General features: G+C 62.5%; 19 protein-coding genes. 9 read left to right on the top strand and 10 right to left on the bottom strand.

Going from position 1 to position 17,758, the window contains the following annotated elements; all coding sequences use genetic code 11:
• The first annotated feature begins 40 nt into the window (after window positions 1-40).
• Window positions 41-1,435 (top strand): Si-specific NAD(P)(+) transhydrogenase, encoded by a 1,395-nt coding sequence (gene sthA / locus AB7M33_RS00520; RefSeq protein WP_027596615.1) that lies wholly within the window; start codon window positions 41-43, stop codon window positions 1,433-1,435.
• Window positions 1,436-1,483: 48 nt separating this feature from the next.
• On the opposite strand, the gene AB7M33_RS00515 is transcribed toward sthA, so the two are convergent.
• Both AB7M33_RS00515 and AB7M33_RS00510 read right to left on the bottom strand, forming a co-directional pair.
• Complete coding sequence (locus AB7M33_RS00515) at window positions 1,484-2,200, bottom strand: glycerophosphodiester phosphodiesterase (RefSeq protein ID WP_027596614.1); 717 nt, start codon at window positions 2,198-2,200, stop codon at window positions 1,484-1,486.
• A gap of 30 nt (window positions 2,201-2,230) precedes the next feature.
• Window positions 2,231-2,815 carry a PilZ domain-containing protein gene (locus tag AB7M33_RS00510; RefSeq protein WP_099430031.1) on the bottom strand — a complete coding sequence of 195 codons (585 nt, stop codon included), beginning with the start codon at window positions 2,813-2,815 and terminating at the stop codon, window positions 2,231-2,233.
• Window positions 2,816-2,908: 93 nt separating this feature from the next.
• On the opposite strand from AB7M33_RS00510, the gene AB7M33_RS00505 reads away from it, so the two are divergent.
• Genes AB7M33_RS00505 through AB7M33_RS00495 form a run of 3 tightly spaced genes read left to right on the top strand, consistent with a single transcriptional unit; the run spans window position 2,909 to window position 6,148 of the window.
• A complete protein-coding gene (locus AB7M33_RS00505; RefSeq protein ID WP_027596612.1) occupies window positions 2,909-4,159 on the top strand; it encodes a lipoprotein-releasing ABC transporter permease subunit in 1,251 nt (416 codons plus the stop codon).
• 7 nt (window positions 4,160-4,166) lie between these two features.
• Complete coding sequence (lolD, locus tag AB7M33_RS00500; RefSeq protein WP_172960376.1) at window positions 4,167-4,850, top strand: lipoprotein-releasing ABC transporter ATP-binding protein LolD; 684 nt, start codon at window positions 4,167-4,169, stop codon at window positions 4,848-4,850.
• A 56-nt stretch (window positions 4,851-4,906) separates the two neighbouring features.
• Window positions 4,907-6,148, top strand: a complete 1,242-nt coding sequence (locus tag AB7M33_RS00495) for a lipoprotein-releasing ABC transporter permease subunit (protein WP_265970004.1) — start codon at window positions 4,907-4,909, stop codon at window positions 6,146-6,148.
• Between the two features lie 137 nt (window positions 6,149-6,285).
• On the opposite strand, the gene AB7M33_RS00490 is transcribed toward AB7M33_RS00495, so the two are convergent.
• Complete coding sequence (locus tag AB7M33_RS00490) at window positions 6,286-7,638, bottom strand: heavy metal sensor histidine kinase (RefSeq protein WP_454242259.1); 1,353 nt, start codon at window positions 7,636-7,638, stop codon at window positions 6,286-6,288.
• Window positions 7,635-8,315: a two-component system response regulator CinR gene (gene cinR, locus AB7M33_RS00485; protein ID WP_099430029.1), complete on the bottom strand. Its 681-nt coding sequence runs from the start codon at window positions 8,313-8,315 to the stop codon at window positions 7,635-7,637. The genes AB7M33_RS00490 and cinR overlap by 4 nt, the downstream gene beginning before the upstream one ends.
• A 162-nt stretch (window positions 8,316-8,477) precedes the next feature.
• Between cinR and AB7M33_RS00480 the strand changes: the two genes are divergently transcribed.
• Window positions 8,478-8,984 carry a cupredoxin domain-containing protein gene (locus AB7M33_RS00480; RefSeq protein ID WP_085274216.1) on the top strand — a complete coding sequence of 169 codons (507 nt, stop codon included), beginning with the start codon at window positions 8,478-8,480 and terminating at the stop codon, window positions 8,982-8,984.
• A 67-nt stretch (window positions 8,985-9,051) separates the two neighbouring features.
• The gene (gene queF / locus AB7M33_RS00475) at window positions 9,052-9,882 is read left to right on the top strand and encodes an NADPH-dependent 7-cyano-7-deazaguanine reductase QueF (protein WP_099430028.1); all 831 of its coding nucleotides are present in this window, start codon (window positions 9,052-9,054) and stop codon (window positions 9,880-9,882) included.
• A 137-nt stretch (window positions 9,883-10,019) separates the two neighbouring features.
• Here queF and AB7M33_RS00470 read toward each other — a convergent pair whose 3' ends face one another.
• The gene (locus AB7M33_RS00470; protein WP_274887731.1) at window positions 10,020-10,283 is read right to left on the bottom strand and encodes a DUF4404 family protein; all 264 of its coding nucleotides are present in this window, start codon (window positions 10,281-10,283) and stop codon (window positions 10,020-10,022) included.
• A 122-nt stretch (window positions 10,284-10,405) separates the two neighbouring features.
• Window positions 10,406-10,969, bottom strand: a complete 564-nt coding sequence (locus tag AB7M33_RS00465; RefSeq protein ID WP_265970347.1) for a phosphonoacetaldehyde phosphonohydrolase-related protein — start codon at window positions 10,967-10,969, stop codon at window positions 10,406-10,408.
• Window positions 10,970-11,160: 191 nt separating this feature from the next.
• On the opposite strand from AB7M33_RS00465, the gene AB7M33_RS00460 reads away from it, so the two are divergent.
• Window positions 11,161-11,868, top strand: a complete 708-nt coding sequence (locus AB7M33_RS00460) for an MlaA family lipoprotein (protein ID WP_085274220.1) — start codon at window positions 11,161-11,163, stop codon at window positions 11,866-11,868.
• A 44-nt stretch (window positions 11,869-11,912) separates the two neighbouring features.
• Here AB7M33_RS00460 and AB7M33_RS00455 read toward each other — a convergent pair whose 3' ends face one another.
• The gene (locus tag AB7M33_RS00455) at window positions 11,913-12,212 is read right to left on the bottom strand and encodes a PilZ domain-containing protein (RefSeq protein ID WP_099430026.1); all 300 of its coding nucleotides are present in this window, start codon (window positions 12,210-12,212) and stop codon (window positions 11,913-11,915) included.
• 270 nt (window positions 12,213-12,482) lie between these two features.
• On the opposite strand from AB7M33_RS00455, the gene rssB reads away from it, so the two are divergent.
• On the top strand, window positions 12,483-13,667 hold the full coding sequence (gene rssB, locus AB7M33_RS00450; protein WP_027596602.1) for a two-component system response regulator RssB: 1,185 nt from the start codon (window positions 12,483-12,485) through the stop codon (window positions 13,665-13,667).
• Window positions 13,664-14,146 (top strand): anti-sigma factor antagonist RssC, encoded by a 483-nt coding sequence (gene rssC / locus AB7M33_RS00445; protein WP_027596601.1) that lies wholly within the window; start codon window positions 13,664-13,666, stop codon window positions 14,144-14,146. Before rssB ends, rssC begins: the two co-directional genes overlap by 4 nt.
• A 128-nt stretch (window positions 14,147-14,274) precedes the next feature.
• On the opposite strand, the gene AB7M33_RS00440 is transcribed toward rssC, so the two are convergent.
• From AB7M33_RS00440 to AB7M33_RS00430, 3 genes are all read right to left on the bottom strand, one after another.
• A complete protein-coding gene (locus tag AB7M33_RS00440) occupies window positions 14,275-16,140 on the bottom strand; it encodes an alkaline phosphatase D family protein (RefSeq protein WP_454242258.1) in 1,866 nt (621 codons plus the stop codon).
• 179 nt (window positions 16,141-16,319) lie between these two features.
• Window positions 16,320-17,246 carry a transaldolase gene (tal, locus tag AB7M33_RS00435; RefSeq protein ID WP_454242257.1) on the bottom strand — a complete coding sequence of 309 codons (927 nt, stop codon included), beginning with the start codon at window positions 17,244-17,246 and terminating at the stop codon, window positions 16,320-16,322.
• Window positions 17,247-17,474: 228 nt separating this feature from the next.
• Window positions 17,475-17,735, bottom strand: a complete 261-nt coding sequence (locus tag AB7M33_RS00430) for a hypothetical protein (RefSeq protein ID WP_454242256.1) — start codon at window positions 17,733-17,735, stop codon at window positions 17,475-17,477.
• Between the last annotated feature and the right edge of the window lie 23 nt (window positions 17,736-17,758).

Below are 17,758 nucleotides of genomic sequence, written 5' to 3'. Positions count from 1 at the left end.
GAGCCACCGTGACTCGCGGGCCAGTTCTGAAGGAGTACGCATGGCTGTCTACAACTACGACGTAGTGGTGCTGGGTTCCGGCCCGGCCGGAGAAGGCGCGGCAATGAACGCCGCCAAAGCAGGGCGCAAGGTGGCGATGGTCGACAGCCGTCGCCAGGTCGGCGGCAACTGCACCCACTTGGGCACCATCCCGTCCAAGGCACTGCGTCACTCGGTGCGGCAGATCATGCAGTTCAACACCAACCCGATGTTCCGCGCCATCGGCGAGCCGCGCTGGTTCTCCTTCCCGGACGTGCTCAAGAGCGCCGAAAAGGTCATTGCCAAGCAGGTCGCTTCGCGCACCGGCTACTACGCTCGCAACCGTGTCGACCTGTTCTTCGGCACCGGCAGCTTCGCCGACGAGCAGACCATCGAAGTGGTCTGCCCCAACGGTGTGGTCGAAAAGCTCAACGCCAAGCAGATCATCATCGCCACCGGCTCGCGCCCGTATCGCCCGGCCGACATCGACTTCCACCACCCGCGCGTCTATGACAGCGACACCATCCTCAGCCTCAGCCACACCCCGCGCAAGCTGATCGTTTACGGCGCCGGCGTGATCGGTTGCGAATACGCCTCGATCTTCAGCGGCCTGGGTGTGCTGGTCGAGCTGGTCGATAACCGTGGCCAGTTGCTGAGCTTCCTGGATTCGGAAATTTCCCAGGCGCTGAGCTACCACTTCAGCAACAACAACATCACCGTGCGCCACAACGAGGAGTACGACCGGGTCGAAGGCTTGGACAACGGTGTGATCCTGCACCTGAAGTCGGGCAAGAAGATCAAGGCCGACGCCTTGCTGTGGTGCAACGGCCGTACCGGCAACACCGACAAGCTGGGCCTGGAAAACATCGGCATCAAGGTCAATAGCCGCGGCCAGATCGAGGTCGACGAGGCCTACCGCACCACCGTGTCGAACATCTACGGTGCCGGTGACGTGATCGGTTGGCCGAGCCTGGCCAGTGCCGCCCATGACCAGGGCCGTTCGGCAGCGGGCAGCATCGTCGACAATGGCAGCTGGCGCTTCGTCAATGACGTGCCGACCGGTATCTACACCATTCCGGAGATCAGCTCGATCGGCAAGAACGAGCAGGAACTGACCCAGGCCAAAGTGCCGTACGAAGTGGGCAAGGCCTTCTTCAAGGGCATGGCCCGCGCGCAGATCGCCGGCGAGCCACAGGGCATGCTGAAGATCCTGTTCCACCGCGAAACCCTGGAAATCCTCGGCGTGCACTGCTTCGGCTACCAGGCTTCGGAAATCGTCCATATCGGCCAGGCGATCATGAACCAGCCGGGCGAGCTGAATAACCTGAAGTACTTCGTCAACACCACGTTCAACTACCCGACCATGGCCGAAGCCTATCGGGTAGCTGCCTACGACGGCCTGAACCGGCTTTTTTAAGCGGCTCCGACCGGTGGCCTGAGCCGGTCGGGGATACCGATTTCAGCCCTACCCGAGGGTGGTCTTGGCCAAACCGGGAAAGTCTGTAATCAGGCTGTCCACGCCAAAATCAGCGAGCCGGCGCATCAGTGCCGGTTCGTTGACTGTCCACACCGACACATGCAACCCCTGGCCCTGGGCTTTGAGCAGGCGCTCTGGGGTGCACAGTGTCCAGTTCAAAGCCAGCAACTCGCAGCCGTAGTTTTGCGCGACCTTCAGTGGGTCGAGCCAGGCGTATTCGGCCACCAGCCCGCGAGACACGTCGGGTACCAGCTCTTGTGCGGCGCCTAGCACGTCGCGTGAGCTCGAGGTGATGGTGACCTTGTCCAGCAGGCCGTACTGCTGGGCCAGTTCACGAATGGCCAGCACCGTGGTGGCGGCGCGGGTGCGCGAGGCACTCTTGACCTCCAGCTGCCAATGCTCGAAGGCGCATTTTTCGAAGAGTTCTTCCAGTTTCGGGATAGGGCAGGGCTGCACATGGCCTGGGCCGCCTTTGCGTGCGTCGTAGGTGACCAGGTCGGCTGCCGGGTGCTCGACCACCTTGCCGCGTCGGCCGGTGGTGCGCTTGAGCGTCGAGTCGTGGATCACCATCAGTTCGTTGTCGGCCGACAGGTGCAGGTCCAGTTCACAGCGATTGACGCCGTGGGACAGGCACTGGCGGAAGCTGTTCAGGGTGTTCTCGGGCGCTTCGCCCTTGGCGCCGCGATGGCCGTAGATCAGGGTCACGTTCGTTCCTTCAATTCAAGGGGAAGAGGCTCAGGAGGCAGGGTCATTCTGCTCCAGCTGCTGGCGCCGTTGTTGTTGCTGGCGCTGCAGGATGTATCGGGCCAGCAGTTGGCGCTGGGCGTCGGTCATGTCGATGAATTCGGTGCCGACCTCAAAGCCGCCGTCAGGGCGTGGGTCGCAGTGGGTGACCTTGCCGCGCAGCAGTAGGCCGTGGGCGCGGGGCATCAGCACCATCTTCACCTTCACGCGGGTGTCGGGGGCGATGGCCTGGGCTTGGGTGAACTCGATGCCGCCTTCGGAGATGACCACTGCCTGCGGCTGGCCGACCTCACCGATGAGGGTTTGCGCGACCACGGCGCTGAGCAGGTCGAGGCGTTTGCTTTGCGCGCGCAAAAACGCCGCCAGAGTGCGGTCCTTGTCACTCAGCTGGCGCAGCAGGTGCTGGGCTTCGAAGTCGGACAGGTGCAGCTCGCTGAGCAGGTTGAACAGCGGCGAATCATCCTGCAACACTTCTGGGTCAAGGGCTTCAGCCGCGCTCAAGGGGTTGATTTGAAGTGCGATCCGATCTGCGATGCGGTAGTATTCGCGGCGATCTTCTTCGTCTAATGTCGTCATGGCGAACCCATGGTAGCGGCGGTGGTCCGAGTGTAAAGCCGCCGTAAGCGCCCCGCCACAAGGACGTTCCCTTTCATCCGAACAAGCCCCGACATGTTCAGACCTCTTTTCGCATTCATCGGCACGCGTTATACCCGTGCCAAACGTCGCAATCACTTCGTCTCGTTCATTTCCCTGACCTCGATGATCGGCCTCGCCCTGGGCGTGGTGGTCATGATCGTGGTGCTCTCGGTCATGAACGGTTTCGACCACGAGATGCGTACCCGCGTGCTCGGCATGATTCCCCATGCCACGCTCGAGAGCGGCCAGCCGCTTGACGACTGGCCTGCGCTTGCCCAACAAGTAAAGCAGAATCCGCAGGTGGTGGCGGTAGCGCCCTTCACCCAGATGCAGGGCCTGCTGACCCATGAAGGCAAGGTGCAGAAGGTGCTGCTCAATGGCATCGACCCGGCCCGCGAGCGCGAGGTGTCGATCATCGACAACTTCGTCCAGCAAGGCCGTCTCGACCAGCTGGCACCGGGCGAGTGGGGCATCATGATCGGCGACAAGGCCGCCGCCAAGCTGGGTGTGGCCATCGGCGACAAGCTGACCTTCGTCGCCCCCGAGGTCAGCGTGACCCCGGCCGGCATGTTCCCGCGCATGAAGCGCTTTACCGTGGTCGGTACCTTCCACGTGGGCGCCGGCGAAATCGACGGTTACCTGGGCCTGACCAACATCAGCGACCTGTCCCGCCTGCACCGCTGGAAACCGAACCAGGTGCAAGGCCTGCGGCTGAAGTTCGACGACCTGTTCCAGGCGCCGCGCGTGGCCTGGTCTATCGCCCAACAGCTGGGCGAGCAGGAGTTCTACAGCCGTGACTGGACCCGCACCCATGGCAACCTTTACCAGGCGATCCGCATGGAAAAGGCCATGATCGGCCTGCTGTTGCTGCTGATCGTGGCGGTGGCGGCGTTCAACATCATTTCCACCCTGGTGATGGTGGTCAATGACAAGCGCGGCGACATCGCGATCCTGCGCACCCTCGGCGCCACGCCTGGGCAGATCATGGCCATCTTCATGGTGCAGGGTACGGTGATCGGGGTGATCGGCACCTTGATCGGCGCCGGCGTCGGCATTCTTGCCGCGCTCAACGTGAGTGCGGCGATTGCCGGCATCGAGAAGCTGATCGGGCACAAGTTCCTCAACGCCGACGTGTATTTCATTGATTACCTGCCGTCGCAGATCATGGCCAATGACGTGTACATGGTCTGTGCCGCGGCACTGGTCCTGAGTTTCTTCGCCACCCTGTACCCGGCCTGGCGTGCGGCCCGCACCCAGCCTGCAGAGGCGCTACGTTATGAGTGAGTCGCGCATGAGTGATAAAGCCGTTCTGAGTTGCCGCAACCTGGGCAAGTCCTACGACGAGGGCCCGGAGTCGGTGCAGGTGCTGTCTGGCTTGCAGCTGGAGCTGCACCCGGGTGAACGCGTGGCCATCGTCGGCAGCTCGGGCTCTGGCAAGAGCACCTTGCTCAACCTGCTTGGCGGCCTCGACACGCCTACCCAGGGCAGTGTCTGGCTGGCGGGCGAGGAGCTTTCGGCCCTGGGTGAGCGCGCGCGTGGCCTGTTGCGCAACCGGGCACTGGGCTTCGTCTACCAGTTCCACCACCTGCTGCCTGAGTTCACCGCCATGGAGAACGTGTGCATGCCGCTGTTGATCGGCCGCACCGCCATCCCCGAAGCGCGTGAGCGCGCCGAGGCTCTGCTCAAGCGCGTCGGCCTTGGCCACCGCCTGCACCACAAGCCTGCCGAGTTGTCCGGCGGTGAGCGCCAGCGTGTGGCGATCGCCCGCGCCTTGGTCAACCGCCCGGGCCTGGTGATGCTCGACGAACCGACCGGCAACCTCGACCACCACACCGCCCAAGGCATCCAGGAACTGATGCAGGAGCTGTCCAGCGCTTCGCGTACCGCGTTCCTGGTGGTGACCCACGACCTCAACCTGGCGCGCCAGATGGACCGTGTGTTGAAACTCGACGACGGTCACCTGGTGGCGATCTGAGCCGCTTGCACGGGGTGGCCTGAGCCGCCCCGCAACTCTTTCATTGGGTGTTTTACATGTTCAGACCCTTGCCCTTGTTCATTGGTGCTCGCTACACCCGTGCCAAGCGCCGCAACCATTTCATCTCGTTCATCTCGATGACCTCGATGATCGGCCTGTCGCTGGGCGTGCTGGCGATGATCGTGGTGCTGTCGGTAATGAACGGCTTCCAGCGCGAGATGAGCTCGCGCATCCTCGGCCTGGTGCCCCATGCCAGTATCCTTGGCGTGCAGCCGCTGGATGACTGGCGCACCGTCGCCGATGCCGCCCTAAAGGACCCGGCGGTGATGGCCGCGGCGCCAATCACCGAAATGGAAGGCATGCTCTCTTACAAGGGCGCGATGCAGCCGATCCAGGTCAGCGGCATCGACCCAGCAGAGGAAGGCAAGGTTTCCATTGTCGGCCAGCATATTGTCCAGGGCCGCCTGGAGGACCTGAAACCAGGTGAGTTTGGCGTGGTGCTCGGTGAACTGAGCGCGCGGCGTTTTCGCTTGAACACGGGCGACAAGCTGACCCTGATCGTGCCGGAAATCAGCAAGGCGCCGGGTGGCATCACCCCGCGCATGCAGCGCCTGACCGTGGTCGGTATCTTCAAAGTCGGTGCAGAGCTGGATGGCTCCCAGGCGTACATTCACGTCGCCGATGCGGGCGAAATGCAGCGTTGGGCGCCGGGCCAGGTACAAGGCGTGCGGCTCAAGCTGCATGACCTGTATGCGGCGCCGCAGGTGTCCAAGGCCATCGCGGCCGGCCTGGGCGATGCCTACCGTGCCGATGACTGGTCGCACACCCAGGGCAGCCTGTTCAGCGCCATGAAGATGGAAAAGACCATGATCGGCCTGCTGCTGATGATGATCATCGCAGTGGCGGCGTTCAACATCATTGCCACGTTGGTGATGGTGGTGAATGACAAAGGGCCGGATATCGCCATCCTGCGCACCCTGGGTGCCACGCCTGCGCAGATCATGGGTACGTTCATGGTCCAGGGCAGCTTGATCGGTATTGTCGGGACCTTGATCGGCGGTGTGCTGGGGGTGATTGCCGCGTTCAACGTCAGCCAGATCGTTGGCTGGCTGGAGCGGGTCAGCGGCCAGCATATCTTCACGTCGGACGTGTACTTCATCAGCAGCCTGCCGTCGGAACTGCAGTGGGGCGATGTGGTGATCATCTGTGCGGCGGGGTTGGTGATGAGCTTCTTGGCGACCATTTACCCGGCGTATCGGGCATCCCAGGTGCAGCCGGCGATTGGCCTGGCGGTTTGAAACGCTGATTCGCGTTCATTGTAGGAGCAGCCTCGTGCTGCGAAGAGGCCGGTGCAGGCAAAGCAGATTGCTGCAGCCTGCACCGGCCTCTTCGCAGCACAAGGCTGCTCCTACACGCCGATGCAGGAGCTGCAGTTCTATTGATTGCCAGGTAACTCGATCACAAACCGCGTCCAGCCACCCTCGCACTCTGCCCGAATACGCCCACCATGTGCCTGCACGATCGACCGGGTAATCGCCAGCCCTAACCCGGCGTGCTCCGTGCTGCCTTCGCGCCGCGCCGGGTCCACCCGGTAGAACCGGTCAAACAAGCGGGGCAATGCAGCCGGTGCGATTGCCGCCCCGGTATTGGCCACGCAAACCCGTAACCCAGGCTCCAGCGTCACGCGTACCTGCCCACCGGGTGGGGTGAAGCGCAAGGCATTGTCGAGCAGGTTCGACAATGCGCGGCGCAGCATGGGGCGGTCACCCTGCAACAGCAGCTGGCCTTCGCGCAGCAGCGTCACGTCGCGGTCCTCGGCCAGCGGCGCGTAGTACTCCAGCAATGCATCGACATCTTCATGCAGTGCCAGCGTGGCTTGGCCAGGCACCAGCAGGCCATGGTCGGCCTTGGCCAGGTACAGCATGTCGTTGATCATCTGCGCCATCCACTGCAGCTCCTCCAGGTTGCCATGCAAGGCCTCGCGGTATTCCTCAAGGCTGCGCGGGCGGGTGAGGGTGACCTGGGTGTGGGTCAGCAGGTTGGACAGTGGTGTGCGCAGTTCGTGGGCGATGTCGGCGGAGAATGCCGACAAGCGCTGGAAGGCATCGTCCAGGCGCTGCAGCATGGCGTTCACGGTGGTGGCCAGTTCGGCCAGCTCTTCCGGCATCTGCGCCACTGGCAGCCGGGTGGTCAGCGAGCGGGCCGACACGCTGGCCGCAACCTGGCCCATCTGCCGCAGCGGCCTCAGCCCCCGGCGTACGGCCCAGGCACCGAGCAGGGCGGTGGCCAGGGCCGAGAGGCCGACCGTTAGCCAGATCAGGCGCTGCATGCCCTGCAGGAAGTGCTGATGGTGGGTGATGTCGAGGTACAAGGTCAGCTGCGCAGACTGCGGGTCGGCCGGGTTCAGGGGCATGGCCAGGCTGCGGTAGTCGGCGCCGTCGGTGTGCAGAGTGGCAAGCCCAGAGGGTGGCGTGGTGTCGGGCAATTGCGTGCGGCTGTCGAACCACGGCCTACCGTCATGGCCGCTGATGCGCAGGGCCAAGTCGGCCTGTTGGCTGAGTTCATCGCGCAGGGCGGGGAGGCGGGCGCCCAGTTCGGCGGGCCCGACGACGCCGGCCAGCTGCGTGCGAAACAGCGACAGGCGAGATTCCAGCAACTGTTGGTCGAGTTCGATGAAGTGCTGCTCGCTGGCGCGGCTGAACAGCACGCCAGCCCCCAGCGAAACGGCAGCGGTGCAGGCCGCGAACAGCAGCGCCAGCCGGCTGCCAAGGGAAAGTCGGCGCATCAATCCTGACGCTCCTCCAGCACATAGCCCATGCCCCGCACGGTGTGGATCAGCTTGCTGGCGTGTGGGTCGTCGATTTTCAGGCGCAGGCGGCGGATGGCCACTTCGATGACGTTGGTGTCACTGTCGAAATTCATGTCCCAGACCTGCGAGGCGATCAGCGATTTGGGCAGTACCTCGCCCTGGCGCCGCAGCAGTAATTCGAGCAGGGCGAACTCTTTGGCGGTCAGGTCGATGCGCTGGCCGGCGCGCTCGGCGCGGCGGCGGATCAGGTCCAGGCGCAGGTCGGCCAGGCTCAAGGTGGTGTCCTGGCTCGGGCTGGCGCCACGGCGCAGCAGGCTGCGTACACGGGCCAGCAGTTCGGAAAAGGCAAACGGCTTGACCAGGTAATCGTCGGCGCCCAACTCCAGGCCGTGCACACGGTCTTCTACCGCATCGCGGGCGGTCAGGAACAGCACGGGGGTGTCCAGGCCGGCCTGGCGCACTGCGTGCAAAATCTGCCAGCCATCGCGGCCTGGCAGCATCACGTCGAGGATCAGCAAGTCATGGTCGCCGGTCAGTGCCAGGTGTTGGCCTGTTTCGCCATCGGCTGCCAGTTCGGTGGCGAAGCCTGCCTCGCTGAGGCCCTGGCTCAGGTACTGGCCGGTGCGGGCCTGGTCTTCAACGATCAACAGTTTCATGCAGTGTCCACATTTCTGGAAGGGTGCGCGGCGGCTACCGGAAATGATACGTGACGATGTCGGCGCTCGCCCAAACTGACAAAGTTGTAATCTTCCCGTCAGGTAGCCGCCAGCCCCACCTGATTAAGGTGCTCTCATCACGTTGTGTATTTTGGAGTCATCATGAAACGCCTGTTCATCGCCGCCGCCCTTGCCATGGCAAGCCTGCCCACGTTTGCGGGCAGTGCCGACAGTTTCGCCTTTGGCGAGCCTGCCCCGGCTGGCAAGGCCACCCGTACGGTCGAGGTGGTGCTCAAGGACATTGCCTTCGAACCAAAAAGCCTGGAAGTCAAGGCGGGCGAGACGGTGCGCTTCGTGTTGATCAATGAGGGCAAGTTGCCCCACGAATTCAACCTGGGCGACAAGGCCATGCATGCCGAGCACCAGAAAGAAATGATTGCGATGCAAGGCAAGCTGTTCACCGCAGGCATGAACCATGAAGGCATGGACCACGGCCAGATGAACCACGGCGAAGGCCACGGCCACGGCGGGGGCAACACCGTGCTGGTACCGCCTGGCCAGCGTGCCGAACTGACTTGGACGTTCCGCAAGTCGGCACCCATCGAGTTTGCCTGCAACGTACCTGGGCATTACCAGGCGGGGATGGTCGGGCCATTGACCATCGAGTGACATCAGGCCCAAGGCGGGGCGCAAAAACGGTAGACTAGGGGCATTTCGAACCTTCAGGTCAGTTTCCATGCATCCCGCCGCCGAACACTCCCCGCTGGGCAAGTCCAGCGAATACATCGCTACCTACTCCCCTGAGCTGCTGTTCCCGATCCCGCGTACCGCCAAGTGGGCCGAGCTGGGCGTTACTGCCCAGACCCTGCCGTGGCAGGGCGTGGATTATTGGAACTGCTTCGAGCTGTCGTGGCTGCTGCCGTCGGGCAAGCCGGTGGTGGCGATCGGCGAGTTCGCCATTCCTGCAGACTCGCCGAATATCATCGAGTCCAAGTCGTTCAAGTTGTACCTGAACTCGCTGAACCAAACGGTTTTTGCCTCGATTGGCGAGCTGCAGGCCTGCCTGGAGAAGGACTTGTCTGCGGCGGCTGGCAAGCCGGTCGGCGTCAAGGTTCGCACGTTGGCCGAGGTGGAGGCTCAGGGCGTTGTGGCATTGCCGGGGCAGTGCATCGACGCGCTGGATGTGGCCATCAGCAACTATGAGCAGCCGCAACCGGAGTTGCTGCGTTGCGATGCGCAGCGTGTGGTTGAAGAGACCCTGCACAGCCATTTGCTCAAGTCCAACTGCCCCGTCACCGGCCAGCCGGATTGGGGTAGTGTGGTGGTCGAGTACAAGGGCAGGGCACTAGACCCTGCCAGCCTGCTGACTTACCTGATCAGCTTCCGGCAGCATGCCGACTTCCATGAGCAGTGCGTGGAGCGAATTTACCTGGACTTGAAGAACCTGCTGCAGCCGGAGCATTTGACGGTGTATGCACGGTATGTGCGCCGGGGTGGGCTGGATATCAACCCGTACCGCAGCATGGGGGCGATCAGCCCGGTGAATGGGCGGCTGGTTCGGCAGTAAAATCACGGCCGTTGGGGGCGCTTCGCGCCCCATTCGCGGGCAAGCCCGCTCCCACAGGTTTTAGCGCAGCCCTTAGACCGCGCTGTCCTGCAGGAGCGGGCTTGCCCGCGAAAGGGGTGCGAAGCGCCCCCAGCTATTCAGATACCCATGCTGTGCAATGAGTTGAAAATATTGCGCAGGGTAGCGGCTAAATCTGGGTGGTCGAGCTCAAAACGATCGATCGCCAGATTGACCCCGTCTACCAGATTGTTGTCCGGTGTGGCTTCCTCAAGCTTCAGCTGCGCTTCAATTTGTCTGGCTTCCTCATGCAGCGCGGCCAGCTCCTCTTCCGAAAGCGGCACGTTACGGTCCAGTTGCTCGCGCAAGCTGTTCAGTCGCTCTTGCAATTCGCGGGCAGGCATTGGCTTTTCTCCATCAATGGCTTGGCAAGCCATGGACCTCAGCGAAGCGGCAAAGGTTCTGGCCTGCTTTCAATGTAATCCACTCGCAGCCGCTTTGCATGATCCGCGTCAAAGGTGCTGTATCAGGGTTTTTCGCCCTTGCGCCGACGCTGGGCGATGTCCTGCAGGCAGGTGTCCAGGGCTTCGAGGTGATCGATCACCGAGTGTACGCCCAGGCTGAACAGCGCGAGGGTGGCCTTGCCACGGGCCAGGTCTTGTTCCTGTTGGCTCATGGCTTGCCAATGCCGGGAGCTGAGGTCGCAGTGCGGGCTGCAGGCCGCCAGGCCCACGGTCCACAAGCCGGCGTTTAGGCCCGATTGCAGCAGCGCAGGGTCACCGCTAACCAGTACGCAGCCATCCAGGCGCGCGCTTTCCAGTGCCATCAGCGCCTGCCAGCAGGCGTTTGGCGCGGGCCAGCGCACGCCGTTGACCGCGTGCCCCGGCAGCCAGTCGGGCAGCACAGTGGCCAGGCGTTTGCCCTGTGTGGCAGTCAGGTCGTCCAGCCAGATGCAGGGCACCTGGCGCTGGCGCAGGCTGGTGAGCGTTGCCAGGGCGCCGGGCGCGGGCAGGGGGTTGCCGTTAGCACCCTGGACCAGGCAGCCACGCAGGCCAAACAGCACAGCAGTGAAGGCGGACGCATCGTGCATGGCAACTTCCCTGAAATAGTCCGCAGGCTAGGCCGCTATTGTTACCAGCCGATGACGAGGCAACATACGTTCACAAAATCTTGAGCAAAAATGTGTAATGCTGGTGATCAGCCCGCAAGCCCTTATACTTGCGCCTTATCAGCAGCACGCCCGGTGCGGCTGCGGCCAAGAAATTCGATGGAGAGACATCTATGCGTAGGATCGGTGCCGGTGTGATCGAACGAGTCACCCAGGCCTGTGTCTGCGCCAGCTTGTTGCTGGCGCCCGTGGCGGCCACCCAAGCGGCCACCGAGGAAGACCCTTGGGAGGCGGTCAACCGCCCGATCTTCAGGTTCAACGATACGGTCGACACCTATGCCCTCAAGCCATTGGCCAAGGGCTACCAGGCAGTGACGCCGCAGTTCCTCGAAGATGGCATCCATAACATCTTCCGCAACCTGGGCGATGTCACCAACCTGGCCAACAATATTCTGCAGCTCAAGCCGCATGCGGCGGGCGTGGACACGGCGCGGCTGATCGTCAACACCACCTTTGGCCTGGGTGGCTTCTTCGACGTCGGCACCAAGATGGGCCTGCAGCGCAACGACGAAGATTTCGGCCAGACCTTGGGTTACTGGGGCGTGGGCAGTGGCCCTTACGTGGTTATCCCGTTGCTGGGCCCAAGCACCGTGCGTGACGGCCTGGCCAAGTACCCGGACAGCTACACCGAACCTTACCGCTACATCAACCACGTACCGACGCGTAACACGAGCCTCGCGGTTGATGTCGTCGATACCCGTGCCAGCCTGTTGTCGGCTGAGAAGCTGATGCAGGGCGACAAGTACATCTTCATTCGCAACGCCTACCTGCAGAACCGCGAGTTCAAGGTAAAGGACGGCGAAGTCGAAGATGATTTCTGATTGTTTCTGATTTAAGCCATCGGGGCTGCCAAGCAGCCCCAGCGTTAATGCATCGCCAGGATGCGCAGGCCGAATTTCTGCTGCCCGTCGGGCTGGTCGGCGATCCACACCACCTCGGTGCTGGCATGCAGGCCTTTCAGCGCCTTGTGATCGGAATCGATCCTCACCTCAAGCGTATCCCCTACCTGAAAACGCTGCGGCGCCTGCACTTGCATGCCCCCGCTGGACAGGTCCAGGCACACCGCTGCAATCACCTGGCCTTGGTGCAACAGGCTGATGTCGGTGTCGATGCGCATGCGGATGAAATCGCGTTTTTCGCTGTGGCTTGAGGGTGTCTGGGGCATGCTGCATCCTTCCCTTTAGGTTGCGCGGGTCGGCTTTCTTATAACTCTCGGTGATTTGCCCTGTAAAGAGCAGCGAGGTCGACCCTTGCACGCTTGAAACGCCTGGCGGATGGGAGTACCGTCTGCGCCTTACAGGGTACCTCTGACAGTTGCCGGGCGGGTCTTCTTGTCCTACAACTCAAGTAGAGTGTTACCACAGAGTATTCCCGTAGCTGGCCGTCAGCCTTGCCGACACCGCTGCACCAACCTAAATCGGCGCCGTTCGCCCACATGCAGAAAACCAGTGCAACGCTGCTGATCATCGATGACGACGACGTGGTCCGTGCGAGCCTCGCCGCCTATCTTGAAGACAGTGGTTTCAGCGTCCTCCAGGCCGGTAATGGCCAGCAGGGGCTTCAGGTCTTCGAAGAACACCAGCCCGACCTCGTGATCTGCGATCTGCGCATGCCGCAGATGGGCGGGCTCGAACTGATCCGCCAGATCAGCGAGCGCGCGCCGCAACTGCCGGTGATCGTGGTGTCGGGTGCCGGCGTGATGAGCGATGCGGTCGAGGCCTTGCGCCTGGGCGCCGCCGACTACCTGATCAAGCCGCTAGAAGACCTTGCCGTGCTCGAGCACTCGGTGCGCCGGGCCCTCGACCGTTCGCGCCTGGTGCTGGAAAACCAGCGCTACCGCGACAAGCTCGAAGCCGCCAACCGCGAGCTGGAGGCCAGCCTGCACCTGTTGCAGGAAGACCAGACCGCCGGCCGGCAGGTGCAGATGAACATGCTCCCGGAAAGCCCCTGGGTGGCCGGCGAGTTTGCCTTCGAGCACCAGATCATCCCGTCGCTGTACCTGTCGGGTGATTTTGCCGACTACTTCCGCGTGGATGATCGGCGCATTGCCTTCTACCTCGCCGATGTCTCCGGGCACGGCGCCTCGTCGGCGTTCGTCACGGTGTTGCTGAAGTTCATGACCACGCGCCTGTTGTTCGAATTCAAGCGCGGGAGCAAGATGCGTGAGTTCAAGCCCTCGCAAGTGCTCAGCCACATCAACCGCGGGCTGATCAACTGCAAGTTGGGCAAGCATGTGACCATGGTGGGCGGCGTGATCGATGAAGACACCGGGCTGTTGACCTATGCCGTGGGCGGCCACCTGCCGCTGCCGGTGCTGTACACCCCGGGCAATACCCGCTATCTGGAAGGCCGCGGCCTGCCGGTGGGGTTGTTTGACGAGGCCAGTTACCAGGACCTGGTGGTGGAGCTGCCGCCGGTGTTCAGCCTCAGCTTGATGTCCGATGGCATTCTGGACCTTTTGCCAGGTGACACGCTCAAAGATAAAGAAGCCGCCTTGCCAGAAATCGTCAAGGCAGCGGGTGGCAGCCTGGATGGGCTGCGGCAACGATTTGGATTGGCTACGCTTGGGGAGATGCCGGATGATATCGCCCTATTGGTGTTGAGCAGGAACCTTCAATGAGTACCGGTAGAATTCAGTTCGCCGAGCAAAGCGGTACCTTTGTACTGAAATTCGTCGGTGAAGTGCGCCTGACCCTGTGTTCGGCGCTGGATGCAACGATCGAGAAGATTTTCACCGCGCTGAACTTCTCGGCCATCGTCATCGATTTGACTGAAACCGAGAGCATCGACAGCACCACTTTGGGCCTGCTGGCCAAGTTGTCGATCCTGTCGCGCCAGAAAGTGGGGCTGCTGCCGACTGTGGTCACCACCAACCCGGACATTTCCCGGTTGTTGCAGTCCATGGGCTTCGATCAGGTGTTCAACATCGTCGATCGCCCGATACCGTGCCCAGAGTGCCTGACCGACTTGCCGTCGCAGGACCAGAACGAAGAAGTGGTGCGCTCCAAGGTGCTGGAGGCCCACAAGATTCTCATGGGGCTCAATGACTCCAACCGCGAAGCGTTTCATGACTTGGTGAATGCGCTGGAGCGGTCTTGAGTACGCTTTAAACCTGTACCGGCCTCTTCGCGGGTAAACCCGCTCCCACAGGGTTAGCGCTGCATCAGGAACTTCGGTAACCCTGTGGGAGCGGGTTTACCCGCGAAGAGGCCGGCACAGGCAATCCTTCATTCCGGCCCAACAAACTCCGTCACATCCCGCCCACCGGCATCCAACTGAAACACCCGTGCCGGCCGCCCCTGCTCATCAAAAAACACCTGCCCCAACCCCGCACCATTCCACAACCGCTCACCCGCCTTGCTACCGCTGGGCGTACGCGGCACCACTTCCATCTCCCGCCGCTTGGTAAACCAGTTCAGCGGCGAGCGCGGTGAATACAGCCAGCGGTTAAGCCGGTCGAGCACATCCAGCAAACGCCTAGGGAATTCGTTCTTGATCCCGCTGCTGGTGATCTGCCACAAGTGCGGGCTGCGTTGGCGGTGTCGAATCAGCACTTCATAGACGAACGAATAATGCACATCCCCTGAGAGCACCACGTAATGCCCGGGCGTGCGCGAGTGGCGGAAGATATTCAGAATCACCTGGGCCGCGCCCCGATGGGCCATCCAGTTCTCGGCATCCACCAGCAACGGGTAGCCCATCCAGCTGAATACCTTTTGCACGGTTTCTATCAGCTTTACCCCGAAGATCGGTGCCGGTGACACGATAATCGCCGAAGGATGATCGAGCAGCGCCTGCTGCAGCTCGCTCAGCGCCTCCCAGTCGAGCAGGCCCGAAGGCTTTGCCAGGCTGGTTTCGCTGCGCCAACGCCGGGTGCGGGTGTCGAGTACCAGCAAGGGTGGGTTGCTGGGCAGGCTGAACTGCCAGCCTTGGAAGCGCAACAGCTCGCCGATCAGTTCATCCTGTGCCTGGCTGGCCAGTGGCGCACCGGTCAGCGCCTGGCAGCGTTCGACCAGCGGCCCGCAGCCATCCGGGTCGTTGCCCCAGGCCTGGCACAGCAGGTAGCCCAGCAGCGCATTGCCGATGATCCGCCGCGAGAACGGGTGGCCATAGGCGGTTTCTTCCCACTGGGCCGAGAGGTTCCAGTCGTCGGTGATGTCGTGGTCGTCGAAGATCATCAGGCATGGCAGGTGTGCCATCACCCGCGCCACCTGGCCGAGGTTGTCGGCGAAGGCCTCGATCAGTGGCACCTCCTGCCGATAACGCGCCTGGCGTTCATCGGTGAGGCCTGCGGGCATGTCCAGGTTGACCAGCCGCCAGGGTTCAGGTGACCACACCAGCAGGTACATGGCCATGACCTCGGCGAAGGTTACCAAGTGGTTGTCGGCGTTGCTGGACGAGAAGATCGGCTTGCGTTTACCCCCGAAAAAGCGCTCGCGCAGGCTGTCGTTACGTTCCTGCGCGGGCAGCAGGTCGGCGCGGTGATAGTAACTGGCCGGGTGGCGATAGAGCGCCGCGCTGTCGGCGACGACTGCACCGTCCAGCTGTTCGTCGAACAGCCCCAGGCGTTCGATCAGCACGTGGATCGCGCGCAGCATGGGCCCGGCGACATCATCGGCATACACCTGGTCGCCGGTCATCAGCAGCACCGCGGGGCGTTGTTCGGGGTGTTGGCACTGTTGCAGCAAACGGTCGGCGCAGAGCAGGCCGTCGGCGGCGGGGTGGTGCGGCTTGCGGCAAGAACCGTGCAGCAAATGGTTCAGGCGATCACGCAACACGAAGTGTGGGCGCGTTTCGCCGGGGTAGAGCATGTGGGGTGCCCAGTCTGCGATGCCCTGGCCATTGATGCGCAGGTCGTAGCCCAGCGTCTGGTTGCAGGGGAGCGGCTGGGCAACGTGGATATCCAGCAAATGAATAAACGCGTGCTGGCCTATCGGGATCACCTGGCAAGTGACCTTGGCCGAGTGTTCTACGCCATCAAGGGCAAATTCAGGTTGCAAGGGTTGCGTTGCGACCAGCCAGATGGCCAGGCGCTGTGGCTCCAGGCGGCGCAGTACCGGGCCGGCGAGAACAAGGGGTAGGGAAGAGGTCATCAACAGCTCTGGTGGCTAGACAGCCCATTCACGCAGCACGGTACCGGTGGGAGCGGGCTTGCCCGCGAATAGGCCATCGAATTCAAAATACCTCGGAAGCCTGGCGCAGTTTAGCGCCAAACCAAAAACGGGCGGAAAATGCTGAACATTTCCCGCCCGTCAGGCAAACCCAAAATGTATCAGGCCTTTTCAGCCATCAACTTCTCCAGCTTCTCCTGATCCCGCGCGAACTGGCGAATACCCTCGGCCAGCTTCTCGGTGCCCATGGCATCTTCGTTCATCGCCCAGCGGAACTGGCTCTCGCTCAATACCTGCTTGGCCTCGCCCGTGTTGCCCGGCTTGAGCACGCGCGGCAGGTCGCCCTGGTCATCGCTCAACTGCTGCAGCAGTTCGGGGCTGATGGTCAGGCGGTCGCAGCCTGCCAGTTGCTCGATTTGACCGATATTGCGGAAGCTGGCACCCATGACCACCGTGTTGTAGCCATTGGTCTTGTAGTAGTCGTAGATGCGCGTGACCGACTGCACACCCGGGTCCTCGGCGCCGACGTACTCCTTGCCGGTGCTCTTCTTGTACCAGTCGTAGATACGGCCCACGAACGGCGAGATCAGAAACACCCCGGCATCGGCGCAGGCTTGGGCCTGGGCGAAGGAGAACAGCAGGGTCAGGTTGGTCTGGATGCCTTCCTTCTCCAGCTTCTCGGCGGCGCGGATGCCTTCCCAGGTCGAGGCCAGCTTGATCAGCACGCGGTCTTTACTGACCCCGGCGGCGTCGTACAGCGCGATCAACTGGCGGGCCTTGGCTAGCAGGGCCGGCTCATCGAACGACAAGCGCGCATCCACTTCGGTGGAGATACGGCCAGGGATGACTTTGAGGATCCCAGAACCGACCGCGACCGCGAACTTGTCGCAGGCCAGGTCCACATCACCCTTGGCATCACCTTTTACCTCCTTGAGCAGGTCGGCATAGCCGGGGATGGCGGCGGCTTTGAGCAGCAGCGACGGGTTGGTGGTGGCATCGACCGGTTTCAGGCGGGTGATGGCGTCCAGGTCCCCGGTGTCGGCGACCACGGTGGTGAACTGCTTGAGTTGTTCCAGCTTGGAGGTCATGGGCGTGCTCTGTCCTGTGCAATGACTCGACATTACCCGAGCCCCGGCGGCCGCTCAAGGCCCGTCGAAGCCGCTCGGGCAAACCGCGTGTGAGCGCGGCGTTGCGTCGCGAATGGGGTTGCGCAACAGCCCCAAGGTCTCAGCCCAACACAGCAGGCAAGCCCCTGAAGTTCTACGCAAGGTGATGATTCGATTCACCCACAGCCCCGAGGTTCCCAAGGCTGCCGACTACCTGCTTTTCAGGGCCTCGCCCAAGGTGCCCGATTGCCCTTCCTGGAGCCGTTTGCGGTCGGGCATGATGATTTCCAACGTGGTCCCCGCAGGGCGAGGCGCCGGCTGTGCCGCACGCGCCTGCGCCTTTCTCGCCTCAACCCTGCGCTCGATCATCGTCGGGTATTGCGAGGCGACCGCCAGAATGATGCCCACCGGGGCAAAGATCGCCACTGCCACGCCCAAGCTGCCCTGCGAACGCGTGCGCCTTTTCTTCATTGCCAATCCATCCCTGGTTCATT

This window comes from Pseudomonas sp. Y3 TE3536 (genome assembly GCF_053629175.1).
The sequence above is the reverse complement of the archived record's forward strand: the minus strand, read 5'-3'. Positions and strand labels throughout refer to the sequence as shown.